The 22,752-nt window shown below is 62.1% G+C and carries 22 protein-coding genes, 2 pseudogenes and 1 riboswitch; of the genes and pseudogenes, 11 read left to right on the forward strand and 13 right to left on the reverse strand.

The window, feature by feature from the left end; all coding sequences use genetic code 11:
- Positions 1-118 precede the first annotated feature (118 nt).
- Complete coding sequence (locus V1294_RS11570; RefSeq protein WP_334497169.1) at positions 119-814, forward strand: hypothetical protein; 696 nt, start codon at positions 119-121, stop codon at positions 812-814.
- Complete coding sequence (locus tag V1294_RS11575) at positions 811-1,563, forward strand: pYEATS domain-containing protein (RefSeq protein WP_334497171.1); 753 nt, start codon at positions 811-813, stop codon at positions 1,561-1,563. Before V1294_RS11570 ends, V1294_RS11575 begins: the two co-directional genes overlap by 4 nt.
- 303 nt (positions 1,564-1,866) lie before the next feature.
- Here the strand turns inward: V1294_RS11575 and V1294_RS11580 are convergent, their stop codons facing one another.
- The 7 genes from V1294_RS11580 to V1294_RS11610 all read right to left on the reverse strand — a co-directional run bounded on the left by V1294_RS11580 (position 1,867) and on the right by V1294_RS11610 (position 9,122).
- On the reverse strand, positions 1,867-2,418 hold the full coding sequence (locus V1294_RS11580) for a DUF2846 domain-containing protein (protein ID WP_334477874.1): 552 nt from the start codon (positions 2,416-2,418) through the stop codon (positions 1,867-1,869).
- Between the two features lie 1,118 nt (positions 2,419-3,536).
- Positions 3,537-5,435 (reverse strand): phosphomethylpyrimidine synthase ThiC, encoded by a 1,899-nt coding sequence (gene thiC / locus V1294_RS11585; RefSeq protein WP_334497173.1) that lies wholly within the window; start codon positions 5,433-5,435, stop codon positions 3,537-3,539.
- A gap of 169 nt (positions 5,436-5,604) precedes the next feature.
- A complete protein-coding gene (locus tag V1294_RS11590) occupies positions 5,605-6,213 on the reverse strand; it encodes a thiamine phosphate synthase (protein ID WP_334497175.1) in 609 nt (202 codons plus the stop codon).
- Positions 6,200-6,982 carry a thiazole synthase gene (locus tag V1294_RS11595; protein ID WP_334497177.1) on the reverse strand — a complete coding sequence of 261 codons (783 nt, stop codon included), beginning with the start codon at positions 6,980-6,982 and terminating at the stop codon, positions 6,200-6,202. Before V1294_RS11595 ends, V1294_RS11590 begins: the two co-directional genes overlap by 14 nt.
- A 187-nt stretch (positions 6,983-7,169) precedes the next feature.
- Positions 7,170-7,367 carry a sulfur carrier protein ThiS gene (thiS, locus tag V1294_RS11600; RefSeq protein WP_334497179.1) on the reverse strand — a complete coding sequence of 66 codons (198 nt, stop codon included), beginning with the start codon at positions 7,365-7,367 and terminating at the stop codon, positions 7,170-7,172.
- The gene (locus V1294_RS11605; RefSeq protein ID WP_334497181.1) at positions 7,358-8,368 is read right to left on the reverse strand and encodes an FAD-dependent oxidoreductase; all 1,011 of its coding nucleotides are present in this window, start codon (positions 8,366-8,368) and stop codon (positions 7,358-7,360) included. The genes thiS and V1294_RS11605 overlap by 10 nt, the downstream gene beginning before the upstream one ends.
- A riboswitch (TPP riboswitch) is annotated at positions 8,356-8,501 on the reverse strand. It overlaps the preceding gene by 13 nt.
- A 96-nt stretch (positions 8,502-8,597) precedes the next feature.
- Positions 8,598-9,122: a lytic transglycosylase domain-containing protein gene (locus tag V1294_RS11610; protein ID WP_334497183.1), complete on the reverse strand. Its 525-nt coding sequence runs from the start codon at positions 9,120-9,122 to the stop codon at positions 8,598-8,600.
- A gap of 372 nt (positions 9,123-9,494) precedes the next feature.
- Between V1294_RS11610 and V1294_RS11615 the strand changes: the two genes are divergently transcribed.
- The gene (locus V1294_RS11615; protein WP_108515614.1) at positions 9,495-9,689 is read left to right on the forward strand and encodes a hypothetical protein; all 195 of its coding nucleotides are present in this window, start codon (positions 9,495-9,497) and stop codon (positions 9,687-9,689) included.
- 9 nt (positions 9,690-9,698) lie between these two features.
- Here the strand turns inward: V1294_RS11615 and V1294_RS11620 are convergent.
- Positions 9,699-11,019, reverse strand: a pseudogene (locus V1294_RS11620) (ATP-binding protein).
- 2 nt (positions 11,020-11,021) lie between these two features.
- On the reverse strand, positions 11,022-11,567 hold the full coding sequence (locus tag V1294_RS11625; RefSeq protein WP_334504605.1) for a response regulator: 546 nt from the start codon (positions 11,565-11,567) through the stop codon (positions 11,022-11,024).
- Between V1294_RS11625 and V1294_RS11630 the strand changes: the two genes are divergently transcribed.
- The 4 genes from V1294_RS11630 (at position 11,566) to V1294_RS11645 (ending at position 13,433) form a co-directional block, all read left to right on the forward strand.
- A complete protein-coding gene (locus tag V1294_RS11630) occupies positions 11,566-11,844 on the forward strand; it encodes a hypothetical protein (RefSeq protein ID WP_334497186.1) in 279 nt (92 codons plus the stop codon). The two genes, V1294_RS11625 and V1294_RS11630, sit on opposite strands and share 2 nt — an antisense overlap.
- Positions 11,845-11,971: 127 nt before the next feature.
- On the forward strand, positions 11,972-12,349 hold the full coding sequence (locus tag V1294_RS11635) for a PRC-barrel domain-containing protein (RefSeq protein ID WP_334477888.1): 378 nt from the start codon (positions 11,972-11,974) through the stop codon (positions 12,347-12,349).
- Positions 12,350-12,451: 102 nt separating this feature from the next.
- On the forward strand, positions 12,452-12,997 hold the full coding sequence (locus V1294_RS11640) for a PRC-barrel domain-containing protein (RefSeq protein WP_334497188.1): 546 nt from the start codon (positions 12,452-12,454) through the stop codon (positions 12,995-12,997).
- Positions 12,998-13,217: 220 nt separating this feature from the next.
- Positions 13,218-13,433, forward strand: a complete 216-nt coding sequence (locus V1294_RS11645) for a dodecin family protein (protein WP_334477890.1) — start codon at positions 13,218-13,220, stop codon at positions 13,431-13,433.
- A gap of 108 nt (positions 13,434-13,541) precedes the next feature.
- Here the strand turns inward: V1294_RS11645 and V1294_RS11650 are convergent.
- A pseudogene (locus V1294_RS11650) lies at positions 13,542-15,111 on the reverse strand (DUF4403 family protein).
- A gap of 153 nt (positions 15,112-15,264) precedes the next feature.
- Positions 15,265-16,872, reverse strand: a complete 1,608-nt coding sequence (locus V1294_RS11655; RefSeq protein ID WP_334497190.1) for a winged helix-turn-helix domain-containing tetratricopeptide repeat protein — start codon at positions 16,870-16,872, stop codon at positions 15,265-15,267.
- 195 nt (positions 16,873-17,067) lie between these two features.
- Between V1294_RS11655 and V1294_RS37930 the strand changes: the two genes are divergently transcribed.
- Genes V1294_RS37930 through V1294_RS11665 form a run of 3 tightly spaced genes read left to right on the forward strand, consistent with a single transcriptional unit; the run spans position 17,068 to position 19,038 of the window.
- Complete coding sequence (locus tag V1294_RS37930) at positions 17,068-17,604, forward strand: Bug family tripartite tricarboxylate transporter substrate binding protein (protein WP_442895333.1); 537 nt, start codon at positions 17,068-17,070, stop codon at positions 17,602-17,604.
- A gap of 1 nt (position 17,605) precedes the next feature.
- Positions 17,606-18,046, forward strand: a complete 441-nt coding sequence (locus tag V1294_RS37935; RefSeq protein WP_442895438.1) for a Bug family tripartite tricarboxylate transporter substrate binding protein — start codon at positions 17,606-17,608, stop codon at positions 18,044-18,046.
- A gap of 2 nt (positions 18,047-18,048) precedes the next feature.
- The gene (locus tag V1294_RS11665) at positions 18,049-19,038 is read left to right on the forward strand and encodes a VOC family protein (RefSeq protein WP_334504607.1); all 990 of its coding nucleotides are present in this window, start codon (positions 18,049-18,051) and stop codon (positions 19,036-19,038) included.
- A gap of 222 nt (positions 19,039-19,260) precedes the next feature.
- On the opposite strand, the gene V1294_RS11670 is transcribed toward V1294_RS11665, so the two are convergent.
- Positions 19,261-19,944 carry a L,D-transpeptidase gene (locus tag V1294_RS11670; RefSeq protein WP_334497191.1) on the reverse strand — a complete coding sequence of 228 codons (684 nt, stop codon included), beginning with the start codon at positions 19,942-19,944 and terminating at the stop codon, positions 19,261-19,263.
- 725 nt (positions 19,945-20,669) lie between these two features.
- Here V1294_RS11670 and V1294_RS11675 point away from each other — a divergent pair.
- The gene (locus tag V1294_RS11675) at positions 20,670-21,206 is read left to right on the forward strand and encodes a hypothetical protein (RefSeq protein WP_334497192.1); all 537 of its coding nucleotides are present in this window, start codon (positions 20,670-20,672) and stop codon (positions 21,204-21,206) included.
- Between the two features lie 139 nt (positions 21,207-21,345).
- On the opposite strand, the gene V1294_RS11680 is transcribed toward V1294_RS11675, so the two are convergent.
- Positions 21,346-22,740: a TAXI family TRAP transporter solute-binding subunit gene (locus V1294_RS11680; protein WP_334497194.1), complete on the reverse strand. Its 1,395-nt coding sequence runs from the start codon at positions 22,738-22,740 to the stop codon at positions 21,346-21,348.
- Positions 22,741-22,752 lie beyond the last annotated feature (12 nt).

A 22,752-nucleotide genomic window follows, 5' to 3' on the forward strand; every position in this document is an offset into this window, starting at 1 on the left:
AAAGTACCCAAATGGCGGAAAGGGGCTTGACCACTCGGGAAAACCAAAACATCATAAGATCGCTCTTAGGTAGAAATATTGTATTATTTTCCTTCGTCAAACGTGTTCGAGATTTGACGTGAACAGGATCTTTCTCGCTTTTTCATTTCGGCCTGAAAACGATCGACTGGTCAGAGATATTGACCGAGTCATTCGTAGCCATGGGTTGGTGCCCGTGACGGGTGAGATCCTTGGCGGCCAGGGCTTGTCGCAGGAAGTCCAAGCACGCATTCGACAATGCGATGCCCTTGTTGCGGTCTTCACACGGGAGTTGCAGATTCAAGGGCAGGACACTTGGTTGCCGACGCAGTGGGTGTCTGACGAGTACGCGTCGGCGCGGGCAAGAAATCAACTGGCCATCGCCATTGTTGAGGATGGCGTTCAGACGAATGGCGCGTTTGCGCAGCATGAACGTATCAATCTCAATCGGCCGGCCGCGCCCGAAGCATTTATTCGCCTTTCCGAGACGCTCGGCTATTGGCGAGCAGAAGCCGGGCGCTCGCTTGAGATTCGGCTTCTGCCCCAGGAGGCCGCGACCTTCGCATCCAGCGAAAACGCGCGATGTGAATATAGATTGGTCCCACCTAATGGAGGAGTGCCGAGCGAGTGGACGAAAGCGAGGCCGGCACGCAAGCCTGGCGGCGTTTTTCTGATTGTCCAAGGAGTCAAGACTGACCAATCCATCGAGGTCAAACTCCTGGAAGGGAATAATCCAAAATGGACTTCCTTGGAATCTCCGCAATGGGTTCACGTTGAACTTGCGAGCGTGCAATGACCATACAGATTGCACAGGACGCGAGACAGACGAATATGACGCATTGGCGTTGGTCCGTCTGGCTTGATGCATCCGCGGAAGAACTCGACAGAGTCGAAGAGGTTGTCTGGAAACTTCATCCCAGCTTCTCGCCGTCTGAGGTGCGAGTGGACAATCGATCGACCTCCTTCCGCTTGAAGAGCAGCGGATGGGGTGAATTCGAGATTCAGGCAGAAGTTCGCTTGAAGAATGGGGAGAAAGTTACTCTTCGTCACTGGCTTAGGTTCAAGCAGAAGGCGCCGAGAAAGGGCCGATCTTCTGCCGGTGAGGTAGAAGGTGGTTCGTCGGCGGCTGTGGCAGTCGGCTCTCGTCAGCCCAAGGTATTCCTGTCCTATACGAGCTCGGATGCTCGACTGGCGGGCGCGTTGGTGGAGGAGCTCAAGCGCAAGCACAACATCGATGTATTTGTTGATGTTGATATCCCAATTGGTCAAAATCTCAGGGACTGGGCCTCAGAAAAAATCAGGCTGAGCGATGCGGCCGTGTTTCTGCTTCCCAAGGAGGAATTTGCCCCGCTGAGTCACAGTTTTACAGGCTACGAACTGGGGCTGGCGCAGCAGACCGGCACGCCGATTATCCCGATCTTGCGATCGGAGACCGATGTGCCGGACCAGTTTAGGGAAACCAAGGCGATCCGGATATCTGGCAGCCAGCCTTCCGAACTGGAAGCACAAAGTATTGCGCGCTCCATCACCGATATTGTTCGCTGACTTCTCCGGACCACGCTTGCTGCACCGACCCGCAAACGAGATCGCCAGCGGGTCGGAAATTCCAGATCGCCGCATCGGCGATAACATTGAGCGCAGCGCTGAGGCCACGTCGCACCAGCGCGTCGTAGTGCGCCTTCACTGTGTCTATTGGCCGGCATTGTCCTTCCTTGATCGGAGGAGGGGGGAAGCTCACGGCCGTAGCCCGCATGAACGTAGTGATACGCGGGGGTGATTTGAACTCGGATATCGCTTCCGCCTACGCTCCTTAGAGCTACGGCGGACAAGTCGCTCATCCGTCCTACACTAAGGTGCCTTCGTGTAGTTCAGTCTGTCGAATTCCGACGGCGGCGCAGCGCTCGCGGCGGCGGCCTGAACGGAGAAGGTGCTGTGCCCAACGGCAGTTTTCTGCGGTACGACGACGGAGCCCACCATCGTATACGAGTAACCGGCGTCTTCGGCCCAGCCCTTCGGCAGCAGATAGTAAACCTTGCCGGCCTCGACCGCGAACTTCGCGGGATGAGGTACCCCCGATATCGCCCGGGTCCATGCCTCATTGGGCGAGCCGACGCTGTGCGGACCGGGCGCCAGCTCGACAGCCGTATACTGCCCGGGCGGGAGCGACATCAGCGGCTTGTCGTCGACTTGAATGGGAAGCGCGAATACGCTCGTGTGGAAGGTGTACGGGCGCCCAATATACACCGTTGCGTAGCCGGCCTTGGGCGGGACCGGGACAAAAAGTCCGCCTGCCGCAACTGTTTGATTGTGAATTGACGAACAGGCGGTGAGGAAATGGAGCGCCAGGCCGACAGCAAGCAAACGCGCGGATAAAGCCGACGCAACATTGAGAAATTTCACAAACGCCCCTCGTCCCCGAGAAACCGCACGGGGAGTGCGGCTCTACGGCCGGTATTTGCGCGAGCGGTGCCTGCAAGTCAAGGTAATCGGTGAGCGGACTTACACGCCTTGCAGTTGTTTGAAGGAAAGAGCGGCTAATCCAGATTAGCGACGTGCCCGCTGTCCTGCGGCTTTCAGCGCCGTGACACGCTCGATCTCGATCAGCATCATCGGATTGGGCAGACTTGAACGCCGGATGTCGCTGCGCTTACCCGGGCGACGCTTGCTTACACGCACGGATGCTATCAATTCGCCAATTCAAGACTAGCTTGATGGATCAGTCTTGGATTCCTTGCCTCCCGAAACACGGACCGCCCTGGCCATTTCTTTCTCATAAATCCCGTCAGTGCAGTGTCCTGTCAAAAGGTCGAGTCTGAACGGCGCCCAGGCGTCGCTGACCGGCGTGTACGCTTCACCAAAAAGCTCCGTGTGGCGCACGTCGATATTGCGAAAACCGTCCCATGAAATTCGCGGGCTGCGCCATCCGGAATTGTCTGCTCTGACAGCCGTGAAGTCGGTGAATCCGCGAAATATGACGGACCCAAGCGAGGGAAGGGAAATAACCTCCTCGATGTCCCCACCAAACTGTCGCGAACAGAGCGATTCTCCAGGTCGACAACGCTGGCCTCGCCTCCCGCGACGACGATGACGTCAGTTCCGTTCGGGTGATCCAAGACCGCATTGCAAGCTATGCTGTCCCCAAAGAAGTTGCCTACCCACGACTCCGATACTTTCGGGTAGAAGCGGACAACCAACCCTTCACGATGCTCGCGATCGCCATGGATACTGAAGGATATGGCTACCGGACCATACGGCGGTAGGCCGGGGAGGATTTCAAACCGCATAAGTCGTCGCTCGCGTTGAGCCGAGGGCAGGGACCATTTTGTGTGAGAAGGCAAGAGCCCGCAGCTTTTAGTTGCTCAATGATTAGTTTTTACCCAGTTACGTTGCAACAGCTAGAACGACGGCGTTCACGGACGCGAGGGCTTAAGGCAGCGGAAAGCCGGGCCTTCGCCCCGCCTTCACTATCGGATGGATGCCCGAGTCAAGCCCGAGCATGACGAGGAGGGAGCGGTGCCTCACAACACCCGATTACTCTCCTTCACCTTCTCCGCATCCAGGTACACCTGCCCACCCATCTCCTTGAACTTCTGGCTCATCTTGGCCATGCCATCCTCGATGGTCCCGCTCACCGACATCCCCACGCTCGCCGGATCGTTCAGCGTCGCCGCGTAATCCCGCACGTCCTGGGTGATCTTCATCGAGCAGAACTTCGGCCCGCACATCGAGCAGAAGTGGGCGACCTTGTGGGCTTCCTTCGGCAGGGTTTCGTCGTGGAAGCTCTTTGCGGTGTCCGGATCGAGGCCGAGGTTGAACTGGTCAGTCCAGCGGAAGTCGAACCTCGCACGGGAGAGGGCGTCGTCGCGGAGTTGCGCGGCGGGGTGGCCCTTGGCGAGATCTGAGGCGTGGGCGGCGATCTTGTAGGTGATGACGCCGACCTTGACGTCGTTGCGGTCGGGTAGGCCGAGATGCTCCTTCGGCGTGACGTAGCAGAGCATGGCGCAGCCGAACCAGCCGATCATGGCCGCACCAATGCCTGAGGTGATGTGGTCGTAACCCGGCGCGATGTCCGTCGTCAGCGGTCCAAGCGTGTAGAACGGGGCTTCGCCGCACTCCTTGAGCTGCTTGTCCATGTTGATCTTGATCTTGTGCATCGGCACATGGCCGGGGCCTTCGATCATCACCTGGCAGCCTTTTTCCCACGCGATCTTCGTCAACTCGCCGAGCGTCTCCAGTTCGGCGAACTGCGCGCGGTCGTTGGCGTCCGCGATCGAGCCGGGGCGCAGGCCGTCGCCGAGCGAGAACGAGACGTCATACTTGCGCATGAGGTCGCAGATCTCGTCGAAATGGGTGTAGAGGAAGCTTTCCTTGTGATGCGCCAGGCACCACTTCGCCATGATCGAGCCGCCGCGCGAAACGATGCCGGTGACGCGGTTGGCGGTTAAGTGGATGTAGGGCAGGCGCACGCCGGCGTGGATGGTAAAGTAGTCGACGCCCTGTTCGCACTGCTCGATCAGCGTGTCCTTGTAGAGCTCCCAGGTCAGTTTTACCGGATCGCCTTCGCACTTCTCCAGCGCCTGGTAGATCGGCACGGTGCCGATCGGGATCGGCGCGTTGCGCAGAATCCATTCGCGCGTGGTGTGGATGTTGCGGCCGGTGGAGAGGTCCATCACGGTGTCGGCGCCCCAGCGGATCGCCCACACCATCTTGTCGACTTCCTCTTCCACCGAGGAGGTGACGGCGGAGTTGCCGATATTGGCGTTGATCTTGGTCAGGAAGTTTCGGCCGATGATCATCGGCTCGAGTTCGGCGTGATTGATGTTGCAGGGGATGATGGCGCGGCCGCGCGCGATCTCGCTGCGGACGAACTCCGGCGTGATGAAGGCGGGGACCTCGGCGCCAAAGCTTTCGCCGTCGGCGAGGGCTGCTTCGGCGCGTTCGAGCTGCTGCTTGCGGCCGAGGTTTTCGCGCTCGGCGACATAGATCATCTCTTTCGTAATGATGCCGGCGCGGGCGAATTCGAGCTGGGTGATCTTGTGGCCGTCGAGGCCGCGCAGCGGCTTGTGGTGCGCGGTGAAGGCCTTTGCGGCGTGCGACGCGCCGACATTGCCATTGTCTTCCGGCTTGATCTCGCGGCCCTGATATTCCTCGACGCCGCCGCGGTCTTTCACCCAGGCAAGACGGCTGCGGGCCAGGCCGGCGTTGACGTCGATGGTGACCGTCGGATCGGTGTAGGGGCCCGAGGTGTCGTACACCGGCAGGTTCGGCTCGCCGGCGCCTTCGCTGAGGATGATCTCGCGCAAGGGCACGCGGAGGTCGGGCGCGGCATCGGGGGTGGCGAAGATCTTGCGTGACGAGGGAAGGGGCCCGGTGGTGACGGCGGGTAGTGTGGTGTCGGGATTGGAGCGGATGTTCATACTGTATCCTCCTGGGATTTCTCGTTAGTTGTTCGTCATTGCCTGCGACAAACGCGAAGCGTTTGCGCAAGGGAGCGAAGCGACGAAGCAATCCACTGCCACCGAATTCGCGGTGCCAATGGATTGCTTCGCTTCGCTCGCAATGACGGTTGATGGGTTTGAAATCATCTCACGCGGCCTCCGCGCTCTGGCCCAGCCACTGCCGCACCCTTGCGTCGGGATCGGCGTTCTGGGTGACGTCGCTGACGACGGCGATGGAATCCGCGCCGGCCGCAAAAATTTCGGCTGATTGTTCGAACTTGATGCCGCCGATCGCGACCAGCGGGATGTCGCCGATGCGCTTCTTCCATTCGGTGATCTTTGGAATGCCCTGCGGGGCGAAGCGCATGGATTTCAGCGTGGTCGGGAAAATCGGGCCGAGCGCGATATAGTCCGGCTTCGCTGCCAGCGCGATCGCCAGCTCTTCGTCGTCATGGGTGGAGATGCCGAGCGTCAGTCCGGCTTTGCGGATTTCGCCGAGGTCGGCGTCCGCGAGGTCTTCCTGGCCGAGATGCAGGTGTTTTGCGCCGGCGACGATCGCCGCGCGCCAGTAGTCGTTGACCACGAGCTTGACCTCGGTGCTCTTGATGGCGTCGAGCGCGTCGGTCACGATCTGCAGCGCCTGGGATTCATTGAGGTCCTTGGCGCGCAACTGAATGGTGCCGGCGCCGAGCAGCGCCAGCCGCGTCACCCAGGCGACGTTGTGAACCACGGGATAGAATTTATCAGGATACGGCATGCCAGAACGGGGTCCCGATCACAGGGGTTGAGGGGGAGGCAAAGTCGCGGGCTTCCATCAGGCCGGCCTCGTATGCGGTGCGGCCGGCTTCCACGCCGAGGCGGAACGCGTTGGCCATCGCAACGGGATCGGCGGCCTTTGCGATCGCCGTGTTGAGCAGCACGGCGTCGTAGCCGAGTTCGAGGGCGTGAGCCGCATGCGACGGCGCCCCGAGGCCGGCGTCGACCACCAGCGTGATGTCGGGCAGGCGCTCGCGCATCAGTTTCAGCGCGTCACGGTTGGTGATGCCTTTTGCACTTCCTATTGGCGCGGCCCAGGGCATCACGACCTTGCACCCCGCATCGACCAGCCGCATCGCGACCGAAAGGTCTTCGGTGCAGTAGGGGAATACTTCAAAACCGTCCTTGATCAGGATGGCGGCGGCTTCGACCAGGCCGACCACGTCGGGCTGCAGCGTGTCGTTGTCGGCGATCACCTCCAGCTTGATCCATGGCGTGGAGAACAATTCACGCGCCAGCTTTGCCGTGGTCACCGCCTCGCGCACGCTGCGGCACCCGGCGGTGTTCGGCAGCACCGTGACATCAAGCTCGCGGATCAGCGACCAGAATGCGTCGCCCGTCTTGCCGCCGGCGGCCTCGCGCCGCAGCGACACGGTGACGATGTTGGCCCCCGACGCGCGGATCGCGTCCTGCATGATCGCCGGCGAGGGGTAGAGCGCGCTGCCGATCAGGAGGCGGGAGGGGAAGGTTTTGCCGTAGAAGTTGACCACTATGCGTCTCCGCGATTCCGGTTTGCTCCCTCGCCCCGCGCTTGCGGGGAGAGGGTTGGGGTGAGGGGCTCTCTCCGCGATTGTGATCTATTGATGGACCTGTACCCCCTCACCCGGATCGCAAACGCGATCCGACCTCTCCCCGCAAGCGGGGCGAGGTTAAGAAGGAGGGAGCGCGCGCCCATCCTCACCCTCCCTGCCGCGGCGTGATGATCTCGATCTCGTCACCACTCTTGAGCGTCGTCTCGGCCCAGCGGCTTTTCGGCAGCACGTCGTAATTCAGCGCAATCGCGAAATGCGTGCCCTCGTATTCGAGCTCTGAGAGCAGGGCGTCGACGCGGGAAGAAGCGATCTCCCGCTCTTCGCCGTTGACGGTCACACGCATCGCATCACCTCATTGTCGATTGCGCCGCGCTGCACATAGCCGAGCGTCAGCTCGGCGAGCGCAGGGGCCAGCAGGAAGCCGTGGCGATAGAGCCCGTTCACCGCAATCTTCTTGTCGACCGTGATGCGCGGCAGATTATCCGGGTAGGCCGGACGAAGGCCCGAGCCGAACTCGACGATGCGCGCTTCGGCGAAGGCCGGATGCACCGCATAGGCGGCGCCGAGCAGCTCCAGCGCCGAGCGCACGCTGACGCCGGTGTCCTCGGCCTCGATCGAGGTCGCGCCCAGCATGAACTTGTTGTCGCCCCGCGGGATCACGTAGAGCGGCCAGCGCGGATGGATCAGCCGCACAGGGCGCGACAGTTCGACCTCGCTCGTCTCAATGATGATCATCTCGCCCTTGACGCCGCGCAGCTCGGGCTGCTCGTCGCGCGCCGACAGCCCGCGGCAGTCGATCACGATGCCGTCGAGGTCGTCGGCATCGGCATCGCAGTCGAACTTGATGGTGCCGCCGGCGGCTTCGATGCGGGCATGCAGTTCGGGGAGCACGCGGCGCGGCTCGACATGGCCCTCGCCGGCATAGAACAGGCCGTCGCGGAAACGGCCGTCCAGCGACGGTTCGAGGTCGCGTAAACCGCCCGCGTCGAGCCTGACATGGCCGGTGGTCAGCTTCGCAAACCGTTCGAAATCTGCGCGATCGCGCGCATGCGCCACGACCAGCGAACCGTTGAAGGGGGTATTGGGAAAATGCTCGCGCCACAGATCGAGCGAGCGGATGCCGAGCCGGCCGATCACGGGCTCGGAGGTCTCGGCCTCGCACCAGGGGGCCAGCATGCCGCCGGCCCAGTGGCTGGTGGAAAGCGTCATATCGGCGTCACTGCGCTCATACAAGGTGACGGCATGGCCGGCTTGGGCGAACAGCAGCGCCTGCCATGCGCCGGCAATGCCCGCGCCGATGATGGAAACGGGAGAATCCCCCCGCGGATCTGACTTCTGGTACATCCCTGTCCCTTCGCCGGCATGACCCGGATCAGGTTCAAAGGGTCACCGCGGTCCTGGGCGCCTCTGCCTTGAAGGAGAGCTGCCCAAGCTTGCGGTATCTCAGCTCCTCATCGGAGCACCCCTCGGAACAGGGCTAATGTAGGCAGTTGGGCGGAGGTGTCAACGCGGCTTTGCGGGAACTGCACCGCTGCCGTGCCCCGGACGCGGCGCAGCCTGGCCCAAAATCGCGCTACTGGGAGGTCTGCATTGCGTTCGCCTCAGCGGGCGTTTTCGCCGTTTCGACGGGCTTGGCGACGATTTTCGGCGGCGCACCACTCGCGAGCACCGGCGCGGTGAGCTTCGGCTGCTCGAGCCGCTGGCGCTTTGCAGCGTAGTAATAGCCGCCCGCATAATAACGCACGGCTCGGCTGTGATCGCCGTTGGCGGCGCGGTAGGCGCCGGCCAGATATTTGATGCCCCAGGCGAGATTGGTGTCGGGATCGCGCAGGCCCGCGGCGTCGCCGGTGTAGCCGAGGCCGCGCGCGGTCGGGAGCTTGATCTGCATCAGCCCGATGGTGCCGCCGCGCCCGACGAGGCTTGGATGATACTTGCTCTCGCGCACGATCACCCGGTGCACCAGCGCTTCCGGCACGTTGTTGGCGCGCGCATGGCTTGCGACCATGCTCTCATACTGCGCGCGGCTCTGCGCCATCGCATCGGGTGAGGCCACAAGCGCCGCTATGGCGGCGAGCGCGAACTTCGGCAAACTTTTCATAAAAACAAATCTCGGCGGAGAGGGGCGCGTTAACGATCGGCTTTTTCGGTAGTTCCATTACCGGGCACAGATGTGGCGAAAAACCGACGATATCGCGGCGGGATGTCCGTAGCTGGCGCACGCGTTAACGGACCCGGGCGATCGTGACGCCGAAATTGTCAGTGCGATGCATCGCTTCTGTTACGCGAATCTGCGTCATGCGGACGCGCATGATTGTCGTGCAAATAATGCGATGAAAGTGTACAAGCGGTGCCGCCAGAATGTTCAATTTCGACAGCAATCCTGTCTCATTCAACGACATAACCAATCATTGATTAAGCAAAACGTCGTCAGCAAGACGTCGAAAGCAAGACGTCAAAAGGGAGATGCGTCATGGCTCGACTCGATTCCAGCTATCTGCCTCGCGGCAATCCCTGCGCCCAGTGCGGCAAGCCGATCGCAAGACCCGATTGGGTCGAGAGCAGTCCGGGTCGCACATCCTTCCTCTGGTTCTGCCGCGCCTGCGACTATCGCTTCGAGGCGATCGCAATCTACGAGGAAGCGGATCCCGACGCGCTCGCAGCCTGAAGCAATGATCTAGGCCGCAGCGCGGCCGCTGTTCTGGTGAATCGGCAATCGCATCCGAACCACCAGTCCACGCGGCTGCCGGTCATGCAGCGACAGCGTGCCGCCATGCGCCGTTGCGATGGCGTTGGTGATCGATAGACCAAGGCCGAAGCCCGCCGCTTCGTCCATATTGCGGGCCTCGTCGCCGCGCACGAACGGCTCCAGCACATTCTGCTTTTGCGCATCCGAAATGCCGGGGCCGTCGTCTTCGACGTCGATGGTGAGCTGATCCGCCGAGACGCGAGGGCGGATCACCGCTTCGGCGCCGAATCTCACGGCATTCTCCACCAGATTGGTGACGGCGCGGTGCAGGTCGTCGGGCCGCACCGTGGCCATGGCATGCGCGGGGCCGTCATAGGCGACCTTGCGGCCCATGTCGGCGAACTGGTCGGTGATGAGCTGCAGCGTGCTGGCGATGTCGGCCAGCGTCATGGCCTCTAACCTGCGGCCGTTGCGCAGGAACGACAGCACGGACTCAAGCATCGAGCGCATCTGGTCGAGATCGTCGAGCATGCGGCTGCGATGGGTCTCGTCCTCGATGAACTCGGAGCGCAGACGCATTCTCGTAATCGGCGTGCGCAGATCGTGGCTGATCGCGGCGAGCATTTTTGTGCGGTCGTCGATCAGGCCGGTGATGCGCTGGCGCATGCGATTGAGCGCGCGCGCGACCGAGCGGATTTCCTCCGGCCCGCGTTCGGGCAGCGGCGCCGCGGCGCCGTTGAGGCTGAAGTTCTCGGCCGCCTTTGCGAATGACGACAACGGCGCGGTCAATGCGCGCGCCGCCCACAGCCCCAGTGACGCTGATGACGGCAAACAGCAGCGTCATCATCCAGGGGCCGCCGAGAAACGGCGGCCGCGGCCGATCCGGCAGGAGGCTGGCCGAAATCATCATGCCGTCAGGCACGCCGATGCCGACCTTGCGGGTACCATCGCTCGCAAGCTGGAAGACGCGATAATCGCGGCCAAGGCGCCGCTGCAGACCGTGCGGATTGAATCCGTCCGGCTCGCTCGCCAAAGGCACTGGCCCCGGCGGCAGAATCTCGATGCCGAGCTGCGGAAAGGCGCGCGCGATGTCGGCGGAGAGCCGCGGCCGTTCCGATGCGGGCGCTGCACCGAGCAACTGCACGGCTGAGGCAAGCTGGCCGTGGCCGCGGTCAGACGACGGCTCCGGCCGGTCGGGCCGCTGCAGCAGGAAACTCGCGGTGATGATCAGATGAAGCGCTGCGATCGAGACGACGACGAGGGCTGCGATCTGGCCGCTGATGCCGCGCAGGTTCAACAGGCCCTTCATGATCAGTGACCGTCGGCGGTCACCGCCTCGACGCTGATGGGTTCAACGCGCGGGGTAAACATGTAGCCGCCGGAGCGCACCGTCTTGATCAGGGTGGCGGCTTGCGGATCGGGTTCGATCTTGCGGCGAATGCGGCTGACCAGGCTGTCGCGCGACAGTACGCGGCCGGGCCGCTCGCAGAATGTTCGGAGCAGGTCGAACTCGGCGCTGGTCATCGCCACGTGCGCACCCTCGGGATTGCGCAATTCGCGCAGCCGGACATCGATCCGCCAGCCGGCAAACGCCAGCACGGTCGCGCCCTCAGTGGCGCTGGCGGTGTAGGCGGCGGCCTGCCGGCGCAGCACCGCGTTGATCCGGGCCAGCAATTCGCGCGGGTTGAACGGTTTTGCCAGATAGTCGTCGGCGCCCATTTCGAGGCCGAGGATGCGATCGATGTCCTCGCCGCGCGCGGTCAGCATGATGATCGGGGTCTGCGATTGCGCGCGCACCTTGCGGCAGAGGGTGAGGCCGTCCTCGCCGGGCAGCATGACGTCGAGGATGCAGGGCATGTTCAAGGCCGCCTTCGCCAACGGCCCTGGCGGGGCTGGCGGTCCCGGCGGCGCCGGCGGTCCCCCTCCCGGCGGTCCGCCGCCTACGGATGGCGCGTCCTCCAGCGACGACTCTTCCTCGTCGAGCACGACTTCGATCGACGACATTCTCAAGCAGTTCCTGCAATCGCTGCAGGAATCGCTGTCGGCTTCGGCGTCGACGAGCTACGGCGCGACCGGCACTTCGAGCAGCAGCAGCGCGTCGTTCTCGGCGCTGCTGATCGACTATCAGAGCTGATTTTCCCTGCGCAGCTCCGTACCTTGCAACCATCCTTTCCGACAGGGAAGGATGGTTGTCCCTTTTTGCGGCTGGAACCGCGCGGTTGCTGCGGCGTTGATTCACCTGTTCATTTGTGGAGGGTGCGATGGCAATCGACGTCATGGCCATGCCGCATCAGTTGATCGCGAGCGACCGTGTCGAGGGGACCGCGGTGCGCCGGCCGAACGGGGACATGATCGGCCATATCGAACGGCTGATGATCGACAAGGTCACCGGTAAAGTATCCTATGCAATTCTGAGTTTCGGCGGCTTTCTCGGCATCGGCGCCAATCTGATTCCGTTGCCGTGGGGACGGCTTCGCTACAACATGAAGTTCGAAGCCTATGAACTCGACATCGACGATGAAGAGCTGAAGCGCGCGCCGTCGTTCCGTGCCGACAAGGATTTCGACTGGGGCGATCGCGCAAAGGAAGCCGAGCTGCATCGCTATTACGGCATGCCGCCTTATTGGGGCGGCTTCTGACCGCAGTGCGGCGCACGTTTCCGTGCGAAATGCGTGGAACACTTGTTGAAGTGACGGGTTCTTCCAGAGCGTTTCTGAAATGAGGAGATGAGGAGAACCGATATGTTAACCAAAACTGCCGTTGCCGGCCTCGCGGCTTCCGCGCTGCTGGCAAGTGTCGCGTTCGCGCAACAAAGTCCTTCGGCAACGACTGACAGCGCCACCACCGCCGCGCCTGCGGCTGCGTCCGATACCTCGTCGTTCAAGGGCAACTGGCGTACGTCGAAGATGGTCGGCCTGAATGTGTACAACGACAGCAACGAAAGCCTCGGGTCGATCAACGATCTTTTGGCCGACAAGAGCGGCGACATCAAAGCCGTGGTGATCGGCGTCGGCGGGTTCCTCGGGGTCGGCGAGCATCTGGTTGCGGTACCGATCGACAAGGTGAAGTTCGTCGATGAGCCGATTGCCTATACCGGCACGGCCGGCGCGCCTGCCACCGGTGGCGCAAGGCCTGGGACGACAGGCACGAGTACGACGACGGGTGCCGCTCCGCCCGCGCCTGCCGCCGCGCCCAAGAAGAATCCGTGGTATCCGGACCACGCCGTGTTCAGCGCGACCAAGGATCAGCTGAAGTCGATGCCGGAGTTCAAGTACTCGACCGAGTGAGGCGTCGGTCGCGCAGCAATGACTTTCACAAATGGCCGGACGGCATAAGCCGCCCGGCCATTGTGTTTATGGGCGTGTGTTTTATGGGCGCATGCTGGCGTAAACGCTCGCAATGGTGCAGCGCATCCTATTCACGATGCGCGTCCCGATGTTAGGTTGTATCTGGCAGGAGCACCTGCGTCCTGCCTTGCATAGACCCTGGCATCAACGGGAGGACGACATGGCTGATAGCGTCTACAAGGTCATCGAGCTGATCGGCACCAGCACGGAATCCTGGGAGAAGGCCGCCGCCACCGCGGTCAGTCGCGCTGGAGAGTCGCTGCGCGATCTGCGCGTCGCCGAGGTCATGAAGCTCGATCTGCAACTGGACGCCAGCGGCAAGGTCGAAGCCTACCGTGCCAAGCTGAGCCTTTCGTTCAAGTTCGAGGGGTCGTAGCGGCGGCGTGAAACGTAGGGTGGGCAAAGGCGCGCACGCGCCGTGCCCACCATCTTCATGAGAAAGAAACGTTGGGCACGCTTCGCTTTGCCCACCCTACGGATCTCATCACAGCCCCGGCAGTGCGCTCACGTAGACGTTGATCGCGCCTTCGGCTTCCGCGATCACGCGCAGCGTTTTGGAATCGAAGGCGATGTCGGCGAGGCGCAGCTTGCTGATCTCGGCCGAGACCCGCAGGCCCTCCTCGTTCTTCTGGAAATCGGCGATCACGGCCGCAATCTTTTTCTGGGCGTTGGCGGCAAACGGCTTGAGGTCGACAGTCGCCTTTTCCGCCAGCGTCTTTTGCAGGTGCGGGATGGCCGCGCGCGCCGCGGCGCCCAATAGCCCGAAGGCGGCCTCCGACTCGACGGCGAGTTCGATATCGGTCAGCCGCAGCGTCTGCTCGGCGTGATCGAGCACCGGCCTTCCCCAGATATGCACATTGGCCTCGCCGCCCAGCCCCAGGAAGCTCTTCTTTTCCCTGGCGCTCACCAGCAGAGAAATCAGCAGGCGATTGCCCGACGCCGCGACGCTGGCGCGCTTGACGGTGACGTCGACCGAGCCCGAACCATCTTCCGGAAAAGTCTTTCCGGCGAACTGCGCTTCCACGATTCTGTTGAGCTCGGTGAAGGGCATGTCGGTGGGAACGCCGATCGCGACCCGTCCCGGCGTCGGCGGCACGATGACGATCTCGGCGGGGAACGGGCAGGAGGGCTTGGTCTCACCCGGCGTGATGCGGGTCTCCGCCTCGATGCCGAGCGTCAGCGTAAGGTTCGAAGCGTCGATGCGCGGCTGCGCTGCAATCGCCCGTGTGGGGCGCAATTCCAGCCACAGCGTCGGCATCGTCGAGCCGGCCGTCGTGCCCTGCAGCGGGATCGAGCGGCAGGCCTTGGCCCACTGCACGCGCGCGTTCTGTTCGAAGGTCGGATCGTTGCGCATGCGCGCCTGCACCAGCGCGATCTGCTCGGCGACATTTTTGTCGATCAACGGCTTCACCTGCGCGGGCACGTTGACGCGCGCGCTGGCCACGCTGAGGCTGGTGTCGCCGAGATTGACCTGTGCCGCCAAATTTGGATCGATGCGCCAGTTCGCGGCGATCTTCGGTCGCGCTGATATGACGACGTTGCCCTTGATCTCGGCGCTGGCGTTGAGGTTCTTGATGTTCACGCTGCCGATTTGTTTCGCGACATTGCCGCCGAGCAGGCCGCCGAGCGCGTCGCCGACCGCACCGGTCGCCTTCGCCGACAGCGAGCCGGTTACGTTCAATGTGCCGGTCAGCGGCGTCGTCAGCGACAGCACGTCCTGCGCGCCGGTCGCTGCGATCGGCCCGCGCGAGGCGGTCCAGCCGATATCGGCGTTCTGCAGGATCTGCGATATCGGATTGTCGGCCTTGCCGGTGAACGATCGCGGCGCGCCGCGATCGGCGGCGTCGCGGATCGCCGACAGCGTCACCGCAATCGGCGCCATCACGGTGGATGCGCGCGGCGCTGGCGGCAGCGGCGGCAACTCGGCGAGCGGCGGCGGCCGGTTCGTGGCGCGCGGCGCGACGAAGTCCATCACCTTCAGCGCTGGCCACAAACGAGACGATGACAACCGCGAGCGCAATCGAAATCGTCTTGAGATGCATCGGCAGACGCATCGTCCCCCCGGATCCCACTGAATCGCCCCGAAAGCATTTTACAGTGAACGGTGGAGGTACGCTAGTGCAGGAGCTTATGTCCTTAGAGACGCCATACTTCGTCTCGGCACGATAATCCCAACACCGCTTCGCCGGCCAATGAATCGCGAGGAATTATTGTTCGGGCACTCCGGCCATGCCCATGCCCTCGCAAAGGCGCCTGCGCCTAGCGAGAAAAACTTGATTATCGCTCGATGCGTTGAGACGGAAGCGGCGGACTGTGAAGGTCGGCTCGAGCGCCAGCCCTGCCTGCGCGGCGGCCCGCGCCTGGTCCAGTTGACCGGTCAGTGCGAGAGCGGCAGCGAGATGGAAATGAGCCAGAGGGTAACTGCGATTGGTCTCGATGCTGCGACGTAGCCATGTGATTCCTTCGCCATCGGCACCAAGCTGCAGCTTGGCGAGAGCACGGAAGTACAGCCACCGAAAGCTGAAAGTATCCCGCGGCGAGAGCCGCAGTGCCTCGTTGATGTGAGCCTCGGTTTCCTCGCTGCGGCCGATATAGACCTTCGCCAAGCCGATCATTCCATGGGCGTCGGCCAGGTTTCGATCCAGCGCCAATGCCCGCTCGCATTCGGCAATGCCTTGAGCTGCGCGATTGGTCAGGTTTTGTACGACCCCAAGCAACATATGCGCCCGCGCATGCTGAGGAGCCATGTTCAATACCTTGATCAAGCCATGCTCGGCAGCCTCAAGGTATCCGGTTCGATCATCAGTAAAAAAGGAAGCGCCGATCGCAATATTGGCCTGCGCCAAGCCCGCCATCGCCTCGATATTGCCGGGGTCAAGCGTCAGCGCACGATCGAAGAACCCGCAGGCTTGCGCCATATATTCGGGAGTTATCCCTTTGTTGACATGAACCCTGCCCTGGAAATACAGGTCCATCGCATCGGGATGCTGCGAACGTTCTGCTCGTCGCGCCTCAGCTTCAATGAATTGGGCATTTAATGTATTGGCGAGCCGGGACACGATTTCGTCCTGCATGTCGAACAGATCAGTGATGGTTTTATCGAACCGTTCGGCCCAAAGATGGTTACCGGTTTCAACGTCTATAAGTTGCACATTTATTCGCAGCCGGTTGTCGCCACGTTGCACGGAGCCCTCGAGGACATAGCGAACGTTCAGTTCAGTACCGAGCTTGCGTACATCGATAGTTTTCGCTTTGAATGTGAAGGCCGTATTGCGAGCAATCACGAATGAGCCGGCGATCCGCGACAAGTCCGTGGTGAGGCTCTCGGTGATACCATCGACGAAATAATCCTGTTCCAGTCCACCGCCGAGATTGATGAACGGAAGCACCACGATGGAAAGGCGCTCCGGTGAGTTCATGGCGATTGGCGCGTTATCGGGCAGTGCAGGAGCGGGTTCGGACGGTTCTATCCTGTCGTTTGCTGATGCGGCGGATTCGGACGTCTGCGCTTCCAGCACTCGTCCGACGAAACGAAAGCCTTTGCGCGGCAGCGTCTTAATAAGACGCTGTTCTGAGCCGGAATCGCCGATCGTGCTCCGGGCGGCATTCAGGCGGGTCGTCACTGCCACCTCAGACACGGCACGCCCGTTCCAAATAGCCTTGACCAGTTCATCTTTGCTGACGACACGCTCCCTGTTGCGGATCAGGTAATCGAGAAGGTCGAATACCTGTGGCGCGACGGAGAGGATCTCCGCCCCGCGATACAACTCGCGCCGGTCAGTATCGAATGCGAACTCCTCGAAGAGGTAACGCAAGCTGCCACTCCCTTCGCTGGCCTAAGATCATCGGGGCTCCAGCGTCGTTGCAGCGAAGAATAGGCCGCCGGTAAGGAAAATGTAAGCCGACCGTAAAGCGTGTCGGCCAATGTTCTGGCACTCTCGCGTGGGTGGAAGTGCTGTTCTCAGGGTGGTGGCGCAATGAACCCCCCGGGAGCGACAAAGGAGGTGATCATGCGGCTGCTGCGAGCGACACTATTCTCGATCATTCTTGCTGGTGCGCCGGTGACCACCGGATCTGCGGCCGACGGGAACGGAGCTTGGCCGGTTCGTCCCGTACGGATCATCGTCCCGATTGGCGCCGGCTCGGCGCCGGATGCAGTCGCGCGGCTCGTCGGCGATGGTCTTCGCCAGCGATGGGGCCAGCCGGTCGTCATCGAGAACCGCGCAGGTGCTGATGCGAGTGTGGGCACAGGAGCGTTTGCCAACGCCAACGACGATCATACGTTGCTCTATGGGTTCGCTTCCGCGCTCACCGTCAACCCGCTGATCCAGGAGAAGGTGCCTTTCGATCCCGCGCGCGATTTTGTCTCCATTTCTCCCGTAGCCAACACCGTCATTGCCGTGGCCGTACATCGCGACCTCCCCGTTTACTCCCTTGCCGATCTCGCGCGGGTTGCGCAGGACATGCCAGGAAAAATTCTATGGGGGTTCCGGTCCCAGCCTGCCGCGCTTCATCTTTGCCGCGTTTCTGAAGCGGCGGAAGCTTGAGATGCTATACGTCCCGTATCGGGACGTGGCGGCCCCGCCAATCGATCTGGCCGAAGGCCGGATACAGGTGCTCGTCACTTCTCTGCAGGCGACCATTGGGCCCGTGCAGTCCGGCAAAGCCCGTGTCATCGCAATTACGAACACGCGCCGGGCCGCGACGCTGCCCGATGTGCCGATCGCCTCCGAGGCCGGCCATCCGGAGATGTCGATCGACGGTCTTGCCGGGTTCTTTGGCTGGCGCGGCATGCCAACGAAGCTGCGCGACAGGATTTCAGCCGACATTGCGGAGGTCCTTAGAGACCCAGAGATACGTGCGCGGATTGAGGCTTCAGGACAGCTTGTGCTTGGCGGCACACCAGAGGAATTCGCCGCTGCGATCGAACAGCAACGCGCCCGAATCGCCGAAATTGCAGCGCTCATCGATCTCAAGGACGTGAAGTGAGCATGATCTGCGCCGCTGCTCGCGCCAACGGGCCGAAAGCTTCAGAACTCCGATTTTCTCTGCTTCGAACCTTGTTGGAGGTGTTCCAGATGACACGATACCGGAAGCTTGGTTACGTCGAGTTGAACGTTGAGAGCATCGCGCGGTCGGCAACTTTCTACAGGGATGTTGCAGGGCTTCAGCATGTGCGGCAGCGACAGGATGGCTCCGTTCTCTTGCGCTGTGACATGGACGCTTATTCCGTCGTTCTTCATGAGAAGGCTCCAGCAGGGCTCAAGTGCGTCGGATTGATGCTCGAAGATGCTTCGCAATTCGAGGCCCTTCACGTTCAGCTTCGTGAGCACGGGACGGCTTATAAGGAACTCTCGGCATCGGAGTGCAAATTGCGGCAAATCGCGCGAGCCACGCGCATCACCGAACCGAACACGCAGGCCACCCTCGAGTTCTATATCCCCGCCGATGATGCGTCCGATCGGACCTTCCAACCGACCCACACCAGGATTCAGCGGCTCGGCCACATCGTTCTCGGCACGCAGCGCAGCAGCGAAGCGGTTGTCTTCTTCCGTGACGTGCTGAACTTCCGCGTTTCCGACAGTATTGGTGAAACGGTGACGTTCATGCGTCCGTATCCCAATCCGTTTCATCACGGCATCGGGGTGGTACGTAGTGGGCATCCAATGCTCCATCACGTCAACTTCATGGTCACGGAAATTGATGACATCGGCCGCGCTTTGCACCGGCTCCGGGCACAGGGCGCTGCGATCGTCCACGGGCCGGGAAGGCACCCGACATCTGGCAGCGTCTTCCTTTATTTCCTCGACCCGGATGGGATTACGCTTGAATACAGCTTCGGTATGGAGGAGTTCCTCGAAATCCACGCGCGCGAGCCGCGCGTGCTTCCCGCCGCACCCGAATCGATCGACAGCTGGGGCGCCACGCGTGACCCCAGAATGGGGAGCGTCGGCGAGATCGAGGTCGCCACGATTGCATGAAGCAAACGATGGGTTGTTTTCCCGGCTCACAATCCCACCGCCTTGTCAGAAGCCTGTGGAACGCGCAGACAATCGTCGCGTTGACCATCGACGAGAACGTCCGCCATTGTCAGATCAATATTGGCTCAGCAAAGTCAATTCCTAGCCCCGATACCATGGCCGATTGCAAAAACGGCCCCGGCGAATGCCGGGGCCGCGTTCCGCGTTCGAAACCTTGTCGGCTTACCGGATGGTGCCGCCGAGATCGGCGCGGCGATCCGTCATCGGCAGCACGATCACCTTGGTTCCGACGCTGACCCGCGAATAGAGATCGCTGACGTCTTCGTTGGTGAGGCGGAGGCAGCCTGAGGAAACACGGGTGCCGATCGTCTCCGGCGCGTTGGTGCCGTGGATGCGATAGATGGTGCCGCCGAGATACATCGCGCGGGCGCCGAGCGGGTTGCCGGGGCCGCCGGCCATGTGGCGCGGCAGATAGGGCTGGCGGGCGATCATTTGCGGGGGCGGGGTCCAGGCCGGCCACTCGGCCTTGCGGCTGATCGTTTGCGTGCCGGACCAGGTGAACCCGTCGCGGCCGATGCCGATGCCATAGCGCATCGCCTGGCCGTTACCGAGCACGAGGTAGAGATAGGTGTTCGGGGTATCGATGATAACAGTGCCCGGCGCCTCGCGGGTCGGGTAGCTCACGACCTGGCGACGCAGGCGCGCCGGCAGTTCGACCGAGCGGTCTTCTTCGTCCCGGGGCGCAGCCTGCACCGGCGGCGGGGCCGCTTCGATCTGCGGCAGGAAAAACGGAAACAGCGGCAGCGGAGCCGCGGCGGCGGGTGCGGAAAATCCGGTCGCGCCGATCGCCAGAGCGCCAAAAATGGCGGCAGCAAAGCGGGTATTGAGGCTAAATGAATTAAACATTGGTCGTCCCCTGTTCTACGCCCAGTCGCGCCGTTTTCGGCGCGTCGTTGAGGAAACGTGTACAGGTGAACCGTTTCAGGACATTTGCACAAAATCGCCAAAATGGTTTCGTCGCGTTAGGGAATTGTTTCATTAAGGTTTCGTTGACGGCCGCGGCCCTCTTCTTGAGCCCAGCGCAGCCGGCTCTTGGGGATCGGTGCCTCAAAGCAGCGGCGAGATGGGTGAGGGGTTTTTCCGCGGAGAAAGAACTCTCGTTCGCCCGCGAATCGATCGACTGCCTGTCTCCGGCAGGCATAGCCCTTGCCCAGGCTTTCATCGCTTGACCAACGGCGCATTGACCAGCGCGCTAGCTCTTGGTCTGCCGTTGTCGCCGCTCGAGGCGAATTCTTTGCGCTCTCATGCGTTTGATGTCCTCTTCGAGCGCTTCCATCTCCGCGTTGCGCCGCTCGTCTTTTGACTCCGGATCGGCGAAGCGGATTTCTTCAGAGCCTTCTCGACGGAGAGTTTGGTTGTTTCAGCCATGGCGATCCTCTCGACCCCAGAACATGCAGAGCGGGAACCTGTCAAATTCATGGGTGCTGACCAAGGCGCTTCCTTGATTTGAGTCAATGTCCATAAAGAGACAGTGGCCTTACGCTCTTCCACGTCACGGATAACGGTTCGTCGATCTGATGCTGCTGGTCCGGTCGACGGAGTACTCACCACCAGTGTGGAGGGCAGGAGGCATGAAATGTCTGACCGCGGTGCTCGCGGCAATGCTCTTGCTTGCGCGAGCGGAAGCAAGCCATGCGCTGGTTCGAATTACCGATGACCGGGGCGGTCAGATCGGCCGCTACGTAGATCGATATGAAAAATTGCGAGCGTCAGGACACGCGATCGTCATCGATGGCCTTTGCGCCTCCGCCTGCACAATTGTCCTCGGCACGATCCCCTACAACAAGATCTGTGTAACTCCGAATGCCGAGTTCGCCTTCCACGCCGCCTGGGATCTCGGAAGGCGCGGACGGGTTATTCCGAACCCGGAAGCAACCAGAGAGCTCTTTTCAATGTATCCATCGCAGGTCCAGCGCTGGATCGCCAGTCGCGGCGGCTTGTCTGCGCGCACGATCTTTCTGCGAGGCAGGCAGCTCGCAGCGATGTATCCTGCCTGCTACGGGGGCACGCAAGCTGCTACGACGCGGCGCATCGAGGGTTCTGTCTTAGGAAACCCCGGCCGACGGGAGCGGCCGGGATTGTTTGCAAGGGTTCACCAGCGGCAATAGTGGCGAACCCGGTACATCCCATAACCGCCGCCCCAATACGGGCGATAGCCCGCATAGTAGCGCCTGGAGGGTCGACAATATCCGTAAGCCGGGGGGTCCTGCGGCGTAGCCATGATAGGGGCAGGAGTAGCCGTAAGGCCTAGCTAGCGCGCATTCGCGGCGTCCCGGCAACGCCGGTCTGCAGCACCGCGCGGCGGTCTGCGACCGCATGGTGGAATTGCTCGAGCGTCAGCGCGATCACCGACAGATCGCTTTCCTCCACGGTGCCGTCGTCATAGCAATCCAGCGTCTCGCGCAACATGCCGTCGGCCGCGGTTTGCATTTCGGCCAGTTCTTCCGGCGTTTCGGCCTTCCTCACTCTGGAAATCAGCTCGAGCAAATGATCGCGATGGGCGATGTACTGCTCGCGCTCGTCCCTGTTCCAGTAATGCCTCAGCCAGGCGCCGGCCGACCCCAGGCCCGAGAGCGCCAGGACCACAAACCAGATGTAGTCGGTGTATTTTTCGAGGAACGTTCGCTCGTTGCCGTCGATATAGGCGGCCGCTCCCGCATGCGCCGGCAACGCGGCATCCTTGTCGGTATCAGGCTTTTCGATCTGCGAGGCGGTCGGCAATTCACGCGCGAGCTGCTGGCGGTTGGTGAAGAGCTGGCGGGCGAAGGCGGCGACCGCCGTGTCCGACAACGTCTTCGGCGCGATGATCAGATGGTTGACGGCAACCGTATCGACCTTGTCTTCCGGCCGCTGCGGCGATGAGCCGAAGATGCTGGCGGGAATTTCCTCGGATTCGTAGATCGGGTTCTTCTTCGCGATGGCATCGGCGACGTCGATCGGCAGGAACTTCGGCTCGCCGCGGGCCGCAGCCGTCAACGCGATGGCGTCGACCGTGATCTTGCTCTTGAGCGGGCCGACGGCCATGAACGCGTCGATCGTCTGGTCGCGCGCCATTTCGCCGATCTTGTCAGTGGCGAACTGGCTGATCGTGACCTTGTCGGGATTGATGCCGGACTCTTTCAGGACATTACGCAGCAGCGTGACATTGGCCTGCGTCCGCCCGATCACGCCGACGCGGTGGCCGGCGAGTTCATCGAGACTCTTGATCTTGGGTGTCGGCTGCTTCTTCGAGCCCTTGGCGGGAAGGCCGGAAGGCGCCCACAGCACCACGACATTCTTGCGCAGGATGGCGACCGACTCGGCATTCTCCGGCAGGTTGAGGTCGCCGCGGGCGACCGCGAGATCGGCCTTGCCGGCCGTGAACAACGCGATGCTTTCCGCCGCCCCTTCTGTCGTGACCAGCGACAGCCGCACCGAGCTGCCCTCGCGCGCGAACGTCTGCGCCATCAGCTGGACCAGTTTCTGGTCCTCGCTGCCGCCAGGTCCCACCGCGATCCGCAGCGTCGTCGGCCGCAGCACGTAATACAGCGCGCCGGCGGCAACGCCGAAGGCGAGCATGCCGGCCGCAAGGATCAGAAGCGCGTAGCTCCGCCGCTGTCGCCGGCGGCGGGATCGTGCTGGATTGTCGTTCGGGTCTGACATCATTCTGTCACG

Source organism: Bradyrhizobium sp. AZCC 1678, assembly GCF_036924765.1.
Classification (GTDB): Bacteria; Pseudomonadota; Alphaproteobacteria; order Rhizobiales; family Xanthobacteraceae; genus Bradyrhizobium; species Bradyrhizobium algeriense.

Excerpts from the sequence above, each read along its gene's own strand:
- V1294_RS11575 (WP_334497171.1), top strand. The coding sequence starts at position 811 with ATGACCATACAGATTGCACAGGACGCGAGACAGACGAATATGACGCAT.
- V1294_RS11625 (WP_334504605.1), bottom strand. The coding sequence starts at position 11,567 with ATGCCCTGCATCCTCGACGTCATGCTGCCCGGCGAGGACGGCCTCACC.
- V1294_RS11605 (WP_334497181.1), bottom strand. The coding sequence starts at position 8,368 with ATGTACCAGAAGTCAGATCCGCGGGGGGATTCTCCCGTTTCCATCATC.
- V1294_RS11630 (WP_334497186.1), top strand. The coding sequence starts at position 11,566 with ATGTTCAAGGCCGCCTTCGCCAACGGCCCTGGCGGGGCTGGCGGTCCC.
- V1294_RS11680 (WP_334497194.1), bottom strand. The coding sequence starts at position 22,740 with ATGTCAGACCCGAACGACAATCCAGCACGATCCCGCCGCCGGCGACAG.
- V1294_RS11645 (WP_334477890.1), top strand. The coding sequence starts at position 13,218 with ATGGCTGATAGCGTCTACAAGGTCATCGAGCTGATCGGCACCAGCACG.
- V1294_RS11610 (WP_334497183.1), bottom strand. The coding sequence starts at position 9,122 with ATGAAAAGTTTGCCGAAGTTCGCGCTCGCCGCCATAGCGGCGCTTGTG.
- V1294_RS11640 (WP_334497188.1), top strand. The coding sequence starts at position 12,452 with ATGTTAACCAAAACTGCCGTTGCCGGCCTCGCGGCTTCCGCGCTGCTG.
- V1294_RS11615 (WP_108515614.1), top strand. The coding sequence starts at position 9,495 with ATGGCTCGACTCGATTCCAGCTATCTGCCTCGCGGCAATCCCTGCGCC.
- V1294_RS11590 (WP_334497175.1), bottom strand. The coding sequence starts at position 6,213 with ATGCCGTATCCTGATAAATTCTATCCCGTGGTTCACAACGTCGCCTGG.
- V1294_RS11635 (WP_334477888.1), top strand. The coding sequence starts at position 11,972 with ATGGCAATCGACGTCATGGCCATGCCGCATCAGTTGATCGCGAGCGAC.
- thiS (WP_334497179.1), bottom strand. The coding sequence starts at position 7,367 with ATGCGTGTGACCGTCAACGGCGAAGAGCGGGAGATCGCTTCTTCCCGC.
- V1294_RS37930 (WP_442895333.1), top strand. The coding sequence starts at position 17,068 with ATGCGGCTGCTGCGAGCGACACTATTCTCGATCATTCTTGCTGGTGCG.
- V1294_RS37935 (WP_442895438.1), top strand. The coding sequence starts at position 17,606 with ATGCTATACGTCCCGTATCGGGACGTGGCGGCCCCGCCAATCGATCTG.
- V1294_RS11665 (WP_334504607.1), top strand. The coding sequence starts at position 18,049 with ATGATCTGCGCCGCTGCTCGCGCCAACGGGCCGAAAGCTTCAGAACTC.
- V1294_RS11675 (WP_334497192.1), top strand. The coding sequence starts at position 20,670 with ATGAAATGTCTGACCGCGGTGCTCGCGGCAATGCTCTTGCTTGCGCGA.
- thiC (WP_334497173.1), bottom strand. The coding sequence starts at position 5,435 with ATGAACATCCGCTCCAATCCCGACACCACACTACCCGCCGTCACCACC.
- V1294_RS11670 (WP_334497191.1), bottom strand. The coding sequence starts at position 19,944 with ATGTTTAATTCATTTAGCCTCAATACCCGCTTTGCTGCCGCCATTTTT.